Source organism: Salmonella sp. SAL00670 (assembly GCF_046552235.1).
Taxonomy (GTDB): domain Bacteria; phylum Pseudomonadota; class Gammaproteobacteria; order Enterobacterales; family Enterobacteriaceae; genus Salmonella; species Salmonella enterica.
Window position 1 is genome coordinate 18,029 of the sequence record NZ_JBGDUO010000012.1, and the last position, 14,755, is coordinate 32,783.

Here is a 14,755-nt window from a genome sequence, read left to right on the forward strand (position 1 = left end):
GGCATTTGATTATTAACAGGTAATGACCGTGCTCAACAAACTCTCTCGTCTGCTGGCTGATGCCGGTATTTCTCTTACCGATCACCAGAAAACGCTGCTGGTCGCCTACGTTGATATGCTGCACAAATGGAACAAAGCATACAACCTGACGTCAGTGCGGGATCCCAACGAAATGTTGGTACGCCATATTCTCGACAGCATAGTCGTTGCGCCGTATCTTCAGGGACAGCGTTTTATCGACGTAGGAACAGGACCGGGGCTGCCGGGCATCCCGCTGGCTATTGTTCTCCCTGACGCGCATTTCACCTTACTCGACAGCCTGGGCAAGCGGGTACGTTTTCTGCGTCAGGTCCAGCACGAACTGAAACTGGAAAACATCACGCCGGTTCAAAGCCGCGTTGAAGCCTATCCCTCCGAACCGCCGTTTGATGGCGTTATCAGCCGCGCTTTCGCATCGTTGAATGATATGGTGAGCTGGTGTCACCATCTGCCGGGAGAGAAAGGGCGTTTTTATGCCTTAAAAGGGCAATTGCCAGGGGATGAAATTGCCTCACTACCTGACAATTTTAGCGTCGAATCTGTTGAAAAATTACGCGTTCCGCAACTGGAAGGCGAGCGGCATCTGGTGATTATTAAGTCAAACAAAGTTTAATTTTTATCAAAAAAAATAGAAAAAAAACGACGCGGCTTGTGTTAAAAATCGACAGGTATAACGCATTTCAGCGTTGTTACATTTAACTCTGGATTTACGGTTTCGTTTCAACATGACAACGTCGCTTCTTTTGTTAAAACAGAGAGTAATCAACTTTGTAAATATCAGTCTGCTAAAAATCGAATCGAAAAATCACTTTTGCTTGTTAAATTTTTATTATAAATGTCAATGGGGCGTTTTTAAGGTGTAAGCTGGTATTTTTAAAACAGTACTTGGTTTTACGCTTAAATATCAAAAAGATGAAAAGGCATGAATTGACACGTAAATGAATTGCGTAAGCATGAATATGTTTAATGTGTGATCTGGTGCACGCTTTATCGCCAGTGTTTTCGCGCTATTTGCAGTTTTGTACGATCGTTCACACTTTGGCTAAAAGTTAAAAATGCGGGCCAGAGAAAAATATTTAAACATTTATTCACCTTTTGGCTACTTATTGTTTGAAATCACGGGGGCGCACCGTATAATTTGACCGCTTTTTGATGCTTGACTCTAAGTCTTAAAGAACGTTTTATACGACACGCGGCATACCTCGAAGTGAGCAGGAGTAAAAACGTGATGTCTGTGTCGCTCGTGAGTCGAAACGTTGCTCGTAAGCTTCTGTTCATTCAGTTTCTGGCGGTAATAGCAAGTGGATTGCTGTTTTGCCTCAAAGACCCCTTCTGGGGCATCTCCGCAGTATGTGGGGGATTGGCAGTGGCACTGCCTAATATGTTGTTTATGATATTTGCCTGGCGTCACCAGGCGCATACACCTGCTAAGGGCCGCGTGTCCTGGACTTTCGCCTTCGGTGAAGCCTTCAAGGTGTTAGCGATGCTGGTTTTACTGGTGGTGGCGTTGGCGGTTTTAAAGGCGGTGTTTTTGCCGCTGATCGTTACGTGGGTTTTGGTGCTGGTGGTTCAGATACTGGCGCCGGCTGTAATTAACAACAAAGGGTAAAAGGCATCATGGCTTCAGAAAATATGACGCCGCAGGAATACATAGGACACCATCTGAATAACCTTCAGTTGGACCTGCGTACTTTCTCGCTGGTGGATCCGCAGAACCCCCCAGCCACCTTCTGGACGCTCAATATTGACTCCATGTTCTTCTCGGTGGTGCTGGGTCTGTTGTTTCTGGTGATGTTCCGTAGCGTTGCTAAAAAAGCGACCAGCGGCGTGCCAGGCAAGTTTCAGACCGCGATTGAGCTGATAGTCGGCTTTGTGCATGGCAGCGTCAAAGACATGTACCATGGCAAAAGCAAGCTGATTGCGCCGCTGGCCCTGACGATTTTCGTCTGGGTATTCCTTATGAACCTGATGGACTTACTGCCTATCGACCTGCTGCCGTATATCGCTGAGCATTGGCTGGGTCTGCCGGCAACGCGCGTGGTGCCGTCTGCTGACGTCAACATCACCCTGTCGATGGCGCTGGGCGTATTCATCCTTATTCTGTTCTACAGCATCAAAATGAAAGGCATCGGCGGCTTCGCAAAAGAGTTGACGCTGCAGCCGTTCAATCACTGGGCGTTCATTCCTGTCAACTTAATCCTTGAAGGGGTAAGTCTGCTGTCCAAACCGGTTTCTCTCGGTCTGCGACTGTTCGGCAACATGTATGCCGGTGAGCTGATTTTCATTCTGATTGCTGGTCTGTTGCCGTGGTGGTCACAGTGGATTCTGAATGTGCCGTGGGCCATTTTCCACATCCTGATTATTACGCTGCAAGCCTTCATTTTCATGGTTCTGACGATTGTCTATCTGTCGATGGCGTCCGAAGAGCATTAATTTACCAACACTACTACGTTTTAACTGAAACAAACTGGAGACTGTCATGGAAAACCTGAATATGGATCTGCTGTACATGGCTGCCGCTGTGATGATGGGTCTGGCGGCAATCGGTGCTGCGATCGGTATCGGCATCCTCGGGGGTAAATTCCTGGAAGGCGCGGCGCGTCAACCTGATCTGATTCCTCTGCTGCGTACTCAGTTCTTTATCGTTATGGGTCTGGTGGATGCTATCCCGATGATCGCTGTAGGTCTGGGTCTGTACGTGATGTTCGCTGTCGCGTAGTAAGCGTTGCTTGAATTAAGAGCAATATCAGAAGGTTAACTAGATAGAGGCATTGTGCTGTGAATCTTAACGCAACAATCCTCGGCCAGGCCATCGCGTTTATTCTCTTTGTCTGGTTTTGCATGAAGTACGTATGGCCGCCGTTAATGGCAGCCATCGAGAAACGTCAGAAAGAAATTGCTGACGGTCTCGCTTCTGCTGAACGAGCACATAAGGATCTTGACCTTGCAAAGGCCAGCGCGACCGACCAGCTGAAAAAAGCGAAAGCGGAAGCTCAGGTAATCATCGAGCAGGCAAACAAACGCCGCGCTCAGATCCTGGACGAAGCCAAAACTGAAGCAGAGCAGGAACGTACTAAAATCGTGGCGCAGGCGCAGGCGGAAATTGAAGCCGAGCGTAAACGCGCCCGTGAAGAGCTGCGTAAGCAAGTTGCTATCCTGGCTGTTGCTGGCGCCGAGAAGATCATCGAACGTTCCGTGGATGAAGCTGCTAACAGCGACATCGTGGATAAACTTGTCGCTGAACTGTAAGGAGGGAGGGGCTGATGTCTGAATTTGTTACGGTAGCTCGCCCCTACGCCAAAGCAGCTTTTGACTTTGCCGTTGAACACCAAAGTGTAGAGCGCTGGCAGGATATGCTGGCGTTTGCCGCCGAGGTAACCAAGAACGAACAAATGGCAGAGCTTCTCTCTGGCGCGCTGGCGCCGGAAACGCTCGCTGAGTCGTTTATCGCAGTCTGCGGTGAGCAGTTAGACGAAAACGGTCAGAACCTGATTCGGGTGATGGCTGAAAATAATCGTCTGAACGCGCTCCCGGATGTTCTGGAGCAGTTTATTCATCTGCGTGCCGCCAGTGAAGCTACCTCCGAGGTAGAAGTTACGTCGGCAACCGCATTGAGTGAAGAGCAGCTTTCGAAAATCAGCGCCGCGATGGAAAAACGTCTGTCACGCAAAGTGAAGCTGAATTGCAAAATCGATAAGTCTGTAATGGCAGGCGTTATCATCCGGGCGGGTGATATGGTCATTGATGGCAGCGTACGCGGCCGTCTTGAGCGCCTTGCAGACGTCTTGCAGTCTTAAGGGGACTGGAGCATGCAACTGAATTCCACCGAAATCAGCGAACTGATCAAGCAGCGCATTGCTCAGTTCAATGTGGTGAGCGAAGCTCACAACGAAGGTACTATTGTTTCTGTCAGTGACGGTGTTATCCGCATTCACGGCCTGGCCGATTGTATGCAGGGTGAAATGATCTCCCTGCCGGGTAACCGTTACGCTATCGCACTGAACCTGGAGCGCGACTCCGTGGGTGCGGTAGTCATGGGTCCATACGCTGACCTTGCCGAAGGCATGAAGGTTAAATGTACGGGTCGTATCCTGGAAGTTCCGGTTGGCCGCGGCCTGCTGGGACGTGTGGTAAACACCTTGGGTGCGCCAATCGACGGTAAAGGTCCGGTTGATAATGACGGCTTCTCTGCCGTTGAAGCCATTGCGCCGGGCGTTATCGATCGTCAGTCTGTCGATCAGCCGGTGCAGACCGGCTATAAAGCCGTTGACTCCATGATCCCAATCGGTCGTGGTCAGCGTGAACTGATCATCGGTGACCGTCAGACCGGTAAAACCGCGCTGGCTATCGACGCCATCATCAACCAGCGCGACTCCGGCATCAAATGTATCTATGTCGCTATCGGCCAGAAAGCGTCCACCATCTCTAACGTGGTGCGTAAACTGGAAGAACACGGCGCGCTGGCTAACACCATTGTAGTGGTGGCAACCGCGTCCGAATCCGCTGCTCTGCAATATCTGGCGCCGTATGCCGGTTGCGCAATGGGCGAATACTTCCGTGACCGCGGTGAAGATGCGCTGATCATTTACGATGACCTGTCTAAACAGGCTGTTGCTTACCGTCAGATCTCCCTGCTGCTCCGTCGTCCGCCAGGACGTGAAGCATTCCCGGGCGACGTATTCTACCTCCACTCTCGTCTGCTGGAGCGTGCTGCGCGTGTTAACGCCGACTACGTCGAAGCCTTCACCAAAGGTGAAGTGAAAGGGAAAACCGGTTCACTGACCGCGCTGCCGATTATCGAAACGCAGGCAGGTGACGTTTCCGCGTTCGTTCCGACCAACGTAATTTCCATTACCGATGGTCAGATCTTCCTGGAATCTAACCTGTTTAACGCCGGTATTCGTCCTGCGGTTAACCCGGGTATCTCGGTATCCCGTGTAGGTGGCGCAGCCCAGACCAAGATCATGAAAAAACTGTCCGGTGGTATTCGTACCGCGCTGGCGCAGTATCGTGAACTGGCGGCGTTCTCTCAGTTTGCATCCGACCTTGACGATGCCACCCGTAAACAGCTTGACCACGGTCAGAAAGTGACCGAACTGCTGAAACAGAAACAGTATGCGCCGATGTCCGTCGCGCAGCAGTCTCTGGTTCTGTTCGCAGCAGAACGTGGTTATCTGGCGGATGTCGAACTGGCGAAAATCGGTAGCTTCGAAGCCGCACTGCTGGCTTACGTCGACCGTGATCACGCTCCGCTGATGCAAGAGATCAACCAGTCCGGTGGCTATAACGACGAAATCGAAGGCAAGCTGAAAGGCATCCTCGATTCCTTCAAAGCAACCCAGTCCTGGTAACGTCTGGCGGCTTGCCTTAGGGCAGGCCGTAAGGCATTGAGGAGAAGCTCATGGCCGGCGCAAAAGAGATACGTAGTAAGATCGCAAGCGTCCAGAACACGCAAAAGATCACTAAAGCGATGGAGATGGTCGCCGCTTCCAAAATGCGTAAATCGCAGGATCGCATGGCGGCCAGCCGTCCTTATGCAGAGACCATGCGCAAAGTGATTGGTCACCTTGCGAACGGTAATCTGGAATATAAGCACCCCTACCTGGAAGAGCGCGACGTTAAACGCGTGGGCTACCTGGTAGTGTCGACCGACCGTGGTTTGTGCGGTGGCTTGAACATTAACCTGTTCAAAAAGCTGCTGGCGGATATGAAGGCATGGTCCGATAAAGGCGTTCAGTGCGAACTCGCAATGATCGGCTCTAAGGGCGTGTCATTCTTTAATTCCGTAGGCGGCAACGTTGTCGCTCAGGTGACAGGTATGGGGGATAACCCTTCTCTGTCTGAACTGATCGGTCCGGTTAAAGTGATGTTGCAGGCCTACGACGAAGGCCGTCTGGACAAGCTTTACATTGTCAGCAACAAATTTATTAACACCATGTCTCAGGTGCCGACGATCACTCAACTGCTGCCGCTGCCGGCGTCAGAAGATGATGATCTGAAGCGTACAGCCTGGGATTACCTGTATGAACCAGACCCGAAAGCGCTGCTGGATACTCTCCTGCGTCGTTATGTGGAGTCTCAGGTTTATCAGGGCGTGGTAGAAAACCTGGCCAGCGAGCAGGCCGCACGAATGGTGGCGATGAAAGCCGCAACCGATAATGGCGGCAGCCTGATTAAAGAGCTGCAGTTGGTATACAACAAAGCTCGTCAGGCCAGCATTACTCAGGAACTCACCGAGATCGTCTCGGGGGCCGCCGCGGTTTAACCAGGTTATTTCGTAGAGGATTTAAGATGGCTACTGGAAAGATTGTCCAGGTAATCGGCGCCGTGGTCGACGTCGAGTTCCCTCAGGATGCCGTACCACGCGTGTACGATGCCCTTGAGGTGCAGAATGGTAATGAGAAGCTGGTGCTGGAAGTTCAGCAGCAGCTTGGCGGCGGTATCGTGCGTACCATCGCGATGGGGTCTTCTGACGGTCTGCGTCGCGGTCTGGATGTAAAAGATCTCGAACACCCGATCGAAGTCCCGGTAGGTAAAGCCACGCTGGGTCGTATCATGAACGTCCTGGGCGAACCGGTCGACATGAAAGGCGAGATCGGCGAAGAAGAGCGTTGGGCGATTCACCGCGCAGCACCTTCCTACGAAGAGTTGTCAAACTCTCAGGAACTGCTGGAAACCGGTATCAAAGTTATCGACCTGATGTGTCCGTTCGCGAAGGGCGGTAAAGTCGGTCTGTTCGGTGGTGCGGGTGTAGGTAAAACCGTAAACATGATGGAGCTTATCCGTAACATCGCGATCGAGCACTCCGGTTACTCTGTGTTTGCGGGCGTAGGGGAACGTACTCGTGAGGGTAACGACTTCTACCACGAAATGACCGACTCCAACGTTATCGATAAAGTATCCCTGGTGTATGGCCAGATGAACGAGCCGCCGGGAAACCGTCTGCGCGTTGCACTGACCGGCCTGACCATGGCGGAGAAATTCCGTGACGAAGGTCGTGACGTACTGCTGTTCGTCGATAACATCTATCGTTACACCCTGGCCGGTACGGAAGTATCCGCACTGCTGGGTCGTATGCCTTCCGCGGTAGGTTACCAGCCGACTCTGGCGGAAGAGATGGGCGTTCTGCAGGAACGTATCACCTCCACCAAGACCGGTTCTATCACTTCCGTACAGGCGGTATACGTACCGGCGGATGACTTGACTGACCCGTCTCCAGCCACCACCTTTGCGCACTTAGATGCAACCGTGGTACTGAGCCGTCAGATCGCATCCCTGGGTATCTACCCGGCCGTTGACCCGCTGGACTCCACCAGCCGTCAGCTGGATCCGCTGGTTGTTGGTCAGGAACACTACGACACCGCGCGTGGCGTTCAGTCCATCCTGCAGCGTTATCAGGAACTGAAAGACATCATCGCCATCCTCGGTATGGATGAACTGTCTGAAGAAGATAAACTGGTGGTAGCTCGCGCGCGTAAAATTCAGCGCTTCCTGTCCCAGCCGTTCTTCGTGGCGGAAGTATTTACCGGTTCTCCGGGCAAATACGTCTCCCTGAAAGACACCATCCGTGGCTTTAAAGGCATCATGGAAGGCGAATACGATCACCTGCCGGAGCAGGCGTTCTACATGGTCGGTTCCATCGACGAAGCCGTGGAAAAAGCCAAAAAACTTTAACGCCTTAATCGGAGGGTGATATGGCAATGACTTACCACCTGGATGTCGTCAGCGCGGAGCAACAAATGTTCTCCGGTCTGGTCGAGAAAATCCAGGTTACGGGTAGCGAAGGCGAACTGGGGATTTACCCGGGGCACGCGCCGCTGCTCACCGCCATTAAGCCTGGTATGATTCGCATCGTTAAGCAGCACGGTCATGAAGAGTTTATCTATCTGTCCGGCGGCATTCTGGAAGTGCAGCCTGGCAGTGTGACCGTTCTGGCGGATACCGCGATTCGCGGTCAGGATCTCGACGAAGCGCGAGCCCTGGAAGCGAAGCGTAAAGCCGAAGAGCACATTAAGAGCTCGCACGGTGACGTGGATTACGCTCAGGCGTCTGCGGAACTGGCCAAAGCGATCGCTAAACTGCGCGTTATCGAGTTGACCAAAAAAGCGATGTAACACCGGCTTGAAAGCATAAAACCAGTCTGATTGCGGACTGGTTTTTTTTTATCCTCTCAATTTTTATTCGATAAACTAGCAACGACAAAAACAAGCGGCTGAAGGCGACGCGTTTTCAGCGACAGCGCTGTTTTCATTAAATCTTTCTTTCTGTCATTGGCATCTGCACATTGTGCGAAGAAGGAAGGAATGGACGCGTTTTTATTGCATAAAATGAGGGATTATTACTATGTCATTTCAGCCATCCTTTGCGGGTCCACAACCCGACTCAAGGATTGATCGTACTACCTTTATTCGTCGCGCTTATCTTCATCTCGCCGTCGCCATCGTCGGTTTTATCGTATTGAGCGCGGCGTGGAGTTTTATAGGGGTCGGGGAGTATGCGCTTGATGTGCTGCTGGCTGGTGGAAGATATAGCTGGTTGGTTGTTCTCGGCGCTTTTATGCTGGTGGGAATGCTGGCAACCCGTCTGGCGGATAATGCGGGGACTAATCAAACGCAACTTATCGGGCTGGGGATTTATGTGTTGGCAGAATCCCTGATTTTTGCCCCCCTGTTAACGGTGGCGGCGTATATTAACCCGTCGAGTATTGGCGCGGCGGCAATAACGACCCTGTTGCTGGTCGGCGGCCTGACGTTTACCGCTTTTTCCATAAAAAAAGACTTTTCTTTTCTGCGCTCGTTTCTGACTATGGCTGGGTTCATTGCTTTTGGCGCGATTATTGCCAGCGTCATCTGCGGCTTCTCGCTGGGCGTCTGGTTTTCTGCGCTAATGGTACTGCTGTGCGCCGGGTTTATACTTTACGACACTTCTAACATTATTCACCATTACCCTACCGATCGCCCTGCTGGCGCGGCATTACATCTGTTTGCTTCTATCGCGACCATGTTCTGGTATATTTTGCGGATTTTTATGTCGCGTAATTAAGTAAAAAATACGCGCAACGGAAAACCAGCGGCCTCTGTCGCTGGTTTTTGCTTTTCTGACTCCCCTGCGCTTTATTACGTTATCTTCTTTATTTATGGAGTAAAAAAACAGCAAAAACATCGGACTACGTTGCCAATACGCGGGTGTTTTTACTTTTCAGGAGACAAGAGGCGCGGTAATGAACGAAAATGATTCATTAGCAGGCGGGGATTTTATCCCGGTGAGCGTTTTATCCTTCTTCCATTTTACGATGAAAAAAATGTAGTATTTTCAACGTGAAACAGTATAAATTCGTTCTCAAATTACAGTCAGGACGCGTATGTTAAATAGTGCTATGAGCGTAGTGATCCTTGCCGCAGGTAAAGGCACACGCATGTATTCCGATATTCCTAAAGTGCTGCACACGCTGGCGGGTAAACCCATGGTGCAGCATGTCATTGATGCAGCTACTAAATTAGGGGCCGCACAGGTTCATCTGGTCTATGGCCACGGTGGCGAGTTGTTAAAACAGACCCTGAAAGATGACAAGCTGAACTGGGTGCTTCAGGCGGAACAGTTGGGAACAGGTCACGCAATGCAGCAGGCCGCGCCCTTTTTTAGCGACGATGAAGATATTTTAATGCTTTACGGCGACGTGCCGCTGATTTCGGTTGAAACCTTACAGCGCCTGCGCGATGCCAAACCGCAGGGTGGTATTGGGTTATTAACCGTGAAGCTGGACGATCCGAGCGGCTATGGCCGTATTACGCGTGAAAACGGTAAAGTGACCGGCATCGTTGAACATAAAGACGCCACTGATGAACAGCGTCAGATTCAGGAAATTAACACCGGTATTCTGATCGCCAACGGCGCGGACCTGAAACGCTGGTTGTCTAAGCTGACTAACAATAATGCGCAGGGTGAATATTACATCACAGATATCATCGCGCTGGCTTATCAGGAAGGACGGGAAATCGCCGCGGTGCATCCGGCTCGCATCAGCGAAACGGACGGCGTGAATAACCGTCTACAGCTTTCTCGTCTGGAGCGTATTTACCAGGCCGAACAGGCGGAGAAACTGCTGTTATCCGGTGTTATGTTGCGCGATCCGGCACGTTTTGATCTCCGCGGCACCCTTCATTGTGGAATGGATGTGGAAATTGACGCTAACGTTATCATCGAAGGTTATGTAACGCTCGGTCACCGCGTGAAGATCGGCGCGGGCTGCATTATTAAAAACAGCGTTATTGGCGATGACTGCGAAATTAGCCCATACAGCGTGGTGGAAGATGCGCATCTGGAAGCGGCCTGCACCATCGGCCCGTTTGCTCGCCTGCGTCCCGGCGCGGAGCTGTTAGCGGGCGCTCACGTCGGCAATTTCGTTGAAATGAAAAAAGCGCGTCTCGGTAAAGGTTCTAAAGCCGGCCATCTGACCTACCTGGGAGATGCGGAAATTGGCGACAACGTGAATATCGGCGCGGGGACCATCACCTGTAACTATGATGGCGCGAACAAATTCAAAACGGTTATTGGCGACGATGTGTTTGTCGGCTCCGATACCCAACTGGTGGCGCCGGTTACTGTTGGTAAAGGGGCCACCATCGCCGCAGGGACTACCGTCACCCGTAACGTAGCTGACAATGAACTGGTATTAAGCCGCGTGCCGCAGGTGCATAAGCAAGGCTGGCAGCGTCCGGTGAAGAAAAAGTGATTTTGTAAGCCGGATAAGCGTCAGCGCCATCCGGCAGACCGGAGATGAGAGGATAAAATAATCCTCCGCTCCATGAGCAGTACTTATAAAAATAACCCCACTCTCTACAAGGCTCGGGGCGCCCGCAACGACGGGCATACAGGTCAGCGACAACGCATGGCGTAATGCCATAATCAGGAAATAAAACTATGTGTGGAATTGTTGGCGCTATCGCGCAGCGTGATGTAGCTGAAATCCTTCTCGAAGGTTTACGTCGTCTGGAATACCGCGGATATGACTCTGCCGGTCTGGCCGTGGTGGATGCAGAAGGTCATATGACCCGCCTGCGTCGCCTCGGTAAAGTCCAGATGCTGGCTCAGGCAGCGGAAGAACATCCTCTGCATGGCGGCACCGGTATTGCTCACACTCGTTGGGCGACGCACGGTGAACCTTCAGAAGCTAACGCGCATCCGCATGTTTCTGAACACATTGTGGTGGTGCATAACGGCATCATCGAAAACCATGAACCGCTGCGTGAAGCGTTAAAAGCGCGTGGCTATACCTTCGTTTCTGAAACCGACACCGAAGTGATTGCACACCTGGTAAACTGGGAACTGAAACAGGGCGGTACTCTGCGTGAGGCTGTTCTGCGTGTTATCCCGCAACTGCGTGGCGCATATGGTACAGTGATCATGGATACCCGTCACCCGGATACCCTACTGGCGGCACGTTCTGGTAGCCCGCTGGTGATTGGCCTGGGTATGGGCGAAAACTTTATCGCTTCTGACCAGCTGGCGCTGTTGCCAGTGACTCGTCGCTTTATCTTCCTTGAAGAGGGCGATATCGCTGAAATCACTCGCCGTTCGGTAAATATCTTCGATAACACCGGCGCGGAAGTAAAACGTCAGGATATCGAATCCAATCTGCAATATGACGCGGGCGATAAAGGTATTTACCGCCACTACATGCAGAAAGAGATCTACGAACAGCCGAACGCGATCAAAAACACCCTTACCGGGCGCATCAGCCACGGTCAGGTGGATTTAAGCGAGCTGGGACCGAACGCCGATGAACTGCTGTCGAAGGTTGAGCATATTCAGATCCTCGCCTGCGGTACGTCTTACAACTCCGGTATGGTTTCCCGTTACTGGTTTGAATCGCTGGCAGGTATTCCGTGCGACGTTGAAATCGCCTCTGAATTCCGCTATCGCAAATCTGCCGTGCGTCGTAACAGCCTGATGATTACCCTGTCACAGTCTGGCGAAACCGCAGATACCCTGGCTGGCCTGCGTCTGTCGAAAGAGCTGGGATATTTGGGCTCTCTGGCCATTTGTAACGTGCCGGGATCTTCGCTGGTGCGTGAATCCGATCTGGCGCTGATGACCAACGCGGGTACGGAAATTGGCGTAGCATCTACCAAAGCCTTCACCACCCAGTTAACCGTGCTGTTGATGCTGGTGGCGAAACTGGCGCGTCTGAAAGGTCTGGATACGTCCATTGAGCATGATATCGTGCATGGCCTACAGGCGCTGCCGAGCCGTATTGAGCAGATGCTGTCGCAGGACAAACGTATCGAAGCCCTGGCGGAAGATTTCTCTGACAAACACCATGCGCTGTTCCTGGGGCGTGGCGATCAATATCCGATTGCGCTCGAAGGCGCGCTGAAGCTGAAAGAGATCTCTTACATTCACGCGGAAGCCTATGCTGCAGGCGAGCTGAAACACGGGCCGTTGGCGCTGATTGACGCCGATATGCCGGTGATTGTGGTGGCGCCGAACAACGAACTGCTGGAGAAACTGAAATCCAACATCGAAGAAGTTCGCGCACGTGGCGGTCAGTTGTACGTCTTCGCCGATCAGGATGCGGGTTTCGTCAGCAACGACAACATGCACATCATCGAGATGCCGCATGTGGAAGAGGTCATTGCGCCTATCTTCTACACCGTTCCGCTGCAACTGCTGGCGTATCACGTGGCGCTGATTAAAGGCACCGACGTTGACCAGCCGCGTAACCTGGCGAAATCGGTTACCGTAGAGTAAGTACAAATGTAGTACCAGGCAGAAGGCCGTCGATAGACGGCCTTTTTTTGTGCGCCGTGACAGGCGCTGTTCTTTCTCTATGGTGGCTGAAGAGCGACTAAGAGGTGCTACGCCTGCCTGCGCTACGGGTACCCGGTCACATTCTCTTCTTTAAGGCCCTGGCTCAATCCAGGTGGATCGGAAATCAAACCACCCCAGGTTATTCAGGTGGATCCCCCTGGCCCGGTCGGGGCTTTTGAGTCGCATCCAGTGGTGAAAAAGCGGCTGTAGCCAGCCTGAACGGGTGGTTTCCCTGACCAGTTGTTCCGCGCTGATGGTTTCGGCATGCCACTGGGTTTCCCATTGGGCCAGCAGCGCATCATCCCCACCGCTGATGGCGTGGCGCAGTAAAGGGGAGCCCAGCAGCCATGTACCGACGTTCCACTCTTCGGGAATGGGGAAATTGACCGTCCCCAGCCAGAGATCCACATTGGCTTTGCCATTCGCCCAGTCATCATAATTCAGCTCCACGCCCTCAAGTAAAATGCCCTGCTGGCGCATGATCTCTTGCATGATATCCAGGAGCATCGGAAATTCAGGGTGCTGATCGTGATAGGCCAGACGCAGTTTTGCGTAGGGCGACGACGAGATAAAAGGTGAACAGGCTGGGCCCGCCTCAATAGTATGAAACCAGGAGGACAGTAGGCTGCCGCCCGGTACCCAGAAGGGGCGAATTGCCTCACTCAGATGCTGGAGTAAGGCGTAAGGGCTGAGTGTTTCCCGCAGCCAGCGGCGATGTTCGGCGGTATGCCAGTGCGGAGAGCGACTGTCGCATAATAAAAAATAGCCTCCACGCTCAAGAAACATCTCGCGCAGGTTGTCAGAAGGTTTGCCTGATACCTGGCTAAGCCGTCCGGAAACGTAATCCTCATCGCTCAGGCTGGAACTGAGCCAGGCTGCCGTGTCGTTATCCGACAGCGATTCCGCCAGGTTATCTGTCTCCGTTAAATTCGGCCAGATAAAGACCTCCACTTCATCCAGCAGCCCGCGCAGACCGAAATAGTGGTCAAAGGCCTTCATTTGCAGATGAAAGCCATTGTTTTCCACCACCTCATAAGGGCCAGTTCCCACGGGATGTGCCGGGAAATCAGCGCGTTGTGTATGGTCAGGCGGTAGGATCATGGCATCAATATGACTGAGCAGCAGCGGCAGTCGGTTATCCGGGTGCGCCAGCGTAATTTCAAGGCTCAGCGGCCCGGTGGCCTGAATGGTCTGCAAGTGCGAGAACAACGGCAGCTTAGCGCTGCGGGTCAGTGAAGCGATAACCGCGTCGATCGTCAGCTCCTGGCCATCATGCCAGAGGACGGCGGGGCGCAGATAAAAACGCCAGCGCAGCGGATCAAACTGCCGCCAGTGGTGGGCAAGATCGGCTTCGACTTCACCTTTTTCCTCATTTATGCGCGTCAGGCCGCTAAAAATCTGCCTGACCAGATGCTGCTCAGAGCGACGCAACGGTATGCCGGGGCACAGTGACGGCATTGTCCGGTAATAGGGGATGCACAGCCGCTGATAGTCTGCCCGCACGCTATAGCCCAGCTTTGAACGCAGCAGTTGCGCCACCTGGTGCTTATTTTTACCCAGCAGTTGAATGGCCTGATCAATATGACCAGACTCCAGTAACTGCTCCGCCTTTTCGCTTAACAGCTGTTCTGGTTTATAGCGCAGGTGAAGCCGGGCGCGATGCCCACGTCCGGCCTGTGATTGCCAGATGAGCCACTTTGCCTCCTGCATCTGAAGCAACAGATTACGCATATGCCGCCGGGTGCAGAACAACACATCCGCCAGCTCCTGTAGCGTCACGCTAACAGGCTTGTCGCCATAGTGCTGGAGTAGCTTTAAGTATTTTTGTTCAGTGTGCCGGGTTGTCATAAAAGGTGAAATTTCCCGAACGGGAATGAGCAATTTTTAATATCCCCTTTTTAGCCGA

14 protein-coding genes are annotated in these 14,755 nt (G+C 52.4%); 13 read left to right on the top strand and 1 reads right to left on the bottom strand.

Features of this window, described 5'->3' with window-relative positions; genetic code table 11:
• The first annotated feature begins 28 nt into the window (after window positions 1-28).
• From rsmG to glmS, 13 genes are all read left to right on the top strand, one after another.
• A complete protein-coding gene (gene rsmG / locus ACLJRS_RS22545; RefSeq protein WP_001519938.1) occupies window positions 29-652 on the top strand; it encodes a 16S rRNA (guanine(527)-N(7))-methyltransferase RsmG in 624 nt (207 codons plus the stop codon).
• Between the two features lie 615 nt (window positions 653-1,267).
• The gene (atpI, locus tag ACLJRS_RS22550; protein WP_000116685.1) at window positions 1,268-1,648 is read left to right on the top strand and encodes a F0F1 ATP synthase subunit I; all 381 of its coding nucleotides are present in this window, start codon (window positions 1,268-1,270) and stop codon (window positions 1,646-1,648) included.
• 8 nt (window positions 1,649-1,656) lie between these two features.
• Window positions 1,657-2,472, top strand: coding sequence for a F0F1 ATP synthase subunit A (gene atpB / locus ACLJRS_RS22555; protein ID WP_000135632.1), 816 nt, complete (start codon window positions 1,657-1,659; stop codon window positions 2,470-2,472).
• 46 nt (window positions 2,473-2,518) lie between these two features.
• Entirely contained in the window at window positions 2,519-2,758 is a 240-nt protein-coding gene (gene atpE, locus ACLJRS_RS22560) for a F0F1 ATP synthase subunit C (RefSeq protein ID WP_000429386.1), read from the top strand.
• Window positions 2,759-2,817: 59 nt separating this feature from the next.
• Window positions 2,818-3,288, top strand: coding sequence for a F0F1 ATP synthase subunit B (atpF, locus tag ACLJRS_RS22565; RefSeq protein WP_001052212.1), 471 nt, complete (start codon window positions 2,818-2,820; stop codon window positions 3,286-3,288).
• A gap of 14 nt (window positions 3,289-3,302) precedes the next feature.
• On the top strand, window positions 3,303-3,836 hold the full coding sequence (atpH, locus tag ACLJRS_RS22570) for a F0F1 ATP synthase subunit delta (RefSeq protein ID WP_001288957.1): 534 nt from the start codon (window positions 3,303-3,305) through the stop codon (window positions 3,834-3,836).
• Between the two features lie 12 nt (window positions 3,837-3,848).
• Entirely contained in the window at window positions 3,849-5,390 is a 1,542-nt protein-coding gene (gene atpA, locus ACLJRS_RS22575) for a F0F1 ATP synthase subunit alpha (RefSeq protein ID WP_001176751.1), read from the top strand.
• Window positions 5,391-5,440: 50 nt separating this feature from the next.
• A complete protein-coding gene (gene atpG / locus ACLJRS_RS22580; RefSeq protein ID WP_000896507.1) occupies window positions 5,441-6,304 on the top strand; it encodes a F0F1 ATP synthase subunit gamma in 864 nt (287 codons plus the stop codon).
• 26 nt (window positions 6,305-6,330) lie between these two features.
• Window positions 6,331-7,713 (top strand): F0F1 ATP synthase subunit beta, encoded by a 1,383-nt coding sequence (atpD, locus tag ACLJRS_RS22585; RefSeq protein WP_000190499.1) that lies wholly within the window; start codon window positions 6,331-6,333, stop codon window positions 7,711-7,713.
• A 20-nt stretch (window positions 7,714-7,733) separates the two neighbouring features.
• Entirely contained in the window at window positions 7,734-8,153 is a 420-nt protein-coding gene (locus ACLJRS_RS22590; protein ID WP_001251971.1) for a F0F1 ATP synthase subunit epsilon, read from the top strand.
• Between the two features lie 229 nt (window positions 8,154-8,382).
• Window positions 8,383-9,081: a Bax inhibitor-1 family protein gene (locus tag ACLJRS_RS22595; protein WP_000009908.1), complete on the top strand. Its 699-nt coding sequence runs from the start codon at window positions 8,383-8,385 to the stop codon at window positions 9,079-9,081.
• Window positions 9,082-9,400: 319 nt separating this feature from the next.
• The gene (gene glmU / locus ACLJRS_RS22600) at window positions 9,401-10,771 is read left to right on the top strand and encodes a bifunctional UDP-N-acetylglucosamine diphosphorylase/glucosamine-1-phosphate N-acetyltransferase GlmU (RefSeq protein ID WP_000934851.1); all 1,371 of its coding nucleotides are present in this window, start codon (window positions 9,401-9,403) and stop codon (window positions 10,769-10,771) included.
• Between the two features lie 188 nt (window positions 10,772-10,959).
• A complete protein-coding gene (gene glmS / locus ACLJRS_RS22605) occupies window positions 10,960-12,789 on the top strand; it encodes a glutamine--fructose-6-phosphate transaminase (isomerizing) (RefSeq protein WP_000334073.1) in 1,830 nt (609 codons plus the stop codon).
• Between the two features lie 150 nt (window positions 12,790-12,939).
• Here glmS and ACLJRS_RS22610 read toward each other — a convergent pair whose 3' ends face one another.
• Window positions 12,940-14,697 carry an SgrR family transcriptional regulator gene (locus ACLJRS_RS22610; RefSeq protein WP_000213159.1) on the bottom strand — a complete coding sequence of 586 codons (1,758 nt, stop codon included), beginning with the start codon at window positions 14,695-14,697 and terminating at the stop codon, window positions 12,940-12,942.
• Window positions 14,698-14,755: the final 58 nt, after the last annotated feature.

Excerpts from the sequence above, each read along its gene's own strand:
- atpI (WP_000116685.1), top strand. The coding sequence starts at position 1,268 with ATGTCTGTGTCGCTCGTGAGTCGAAACGTTGCTCGTAAGCTTCTGTTC.
- atpB (WP_000135632.1), top strand. The coding sequence starts at position 1,657 with ATGGCTTCAGAAAATATGACGCCGCAGGAATACATAGGACACCATCTG.
- atpE (WP_000429386.1), top strand. The coding sequence starts at position 2,519 with ATGGAAAACCTGAATATGGATCTGCTGTACATGGCTGCCGCTGTGATG.
- atpH (WP_001288957.1), top strand. The coding sequence starts at position 3,303 with ATGTCTGAATTTGTTACGGTAGCTCGCCCCTACGCCAAAGCAGCTTTT.
- atpA (WP_001176751.1), top strand. The coding sequence starts at position 3,849 with ATGCAACTGAATTCCACCGAAATCAGCGAACTGATCAAGCAGCGCATT.
- atpG (WP_000896507.1), top strand. The coding sequence starts at position 5,441 with ATGGCCGGCGCAAAAGAGATACGTAGTAAGATCGCAAGCGTCCAGAAC.
- atpD (WP_000190499.1), top strand. The coding sequence starts at position 6,331 with ATGGCTACTGGAAAGATTGTCCAGGTAATCGGCGCCGTGGTCGACGTC.
- ACLJRS_RS22590 (WP_001251971.1), top strand. The coding sequence starts at position 7,734 with ATGGCAATGACTTACCACCTGGATGTCGTCAGCGCGGAGCAACAAATG.
- ACLJRS_RS22595 (WP_000009908.1), top strand. The coding sequence starts at position 8,383 with ATGTCATTTCAGCCATCCTTTGCGGGTCCACAACCCGACTCAAGGATT.
- glmU (WP_000934851.1), top strand. The coding sequence starts at position 9,401 with ATGTTAAATAGTGCTATGAGCGTAGTGATCCTTGCCGCAGGTAAAGGC.
- glmS (WP_000334073.1), top strand. The coding sequence starts at position 10,960 with ATGTGTGGAATTGTTGGCGCTATCGCGCAGCGTGATGTAGCTGAAATC.
- ACLJRS_RS22610 (WP_000213159.1), bottom strand. The coding sequence starts at position 14,697 with ATGACAACCCGGCACACTGAACAAAAATACTTAAAGCTACTCCAGCAC.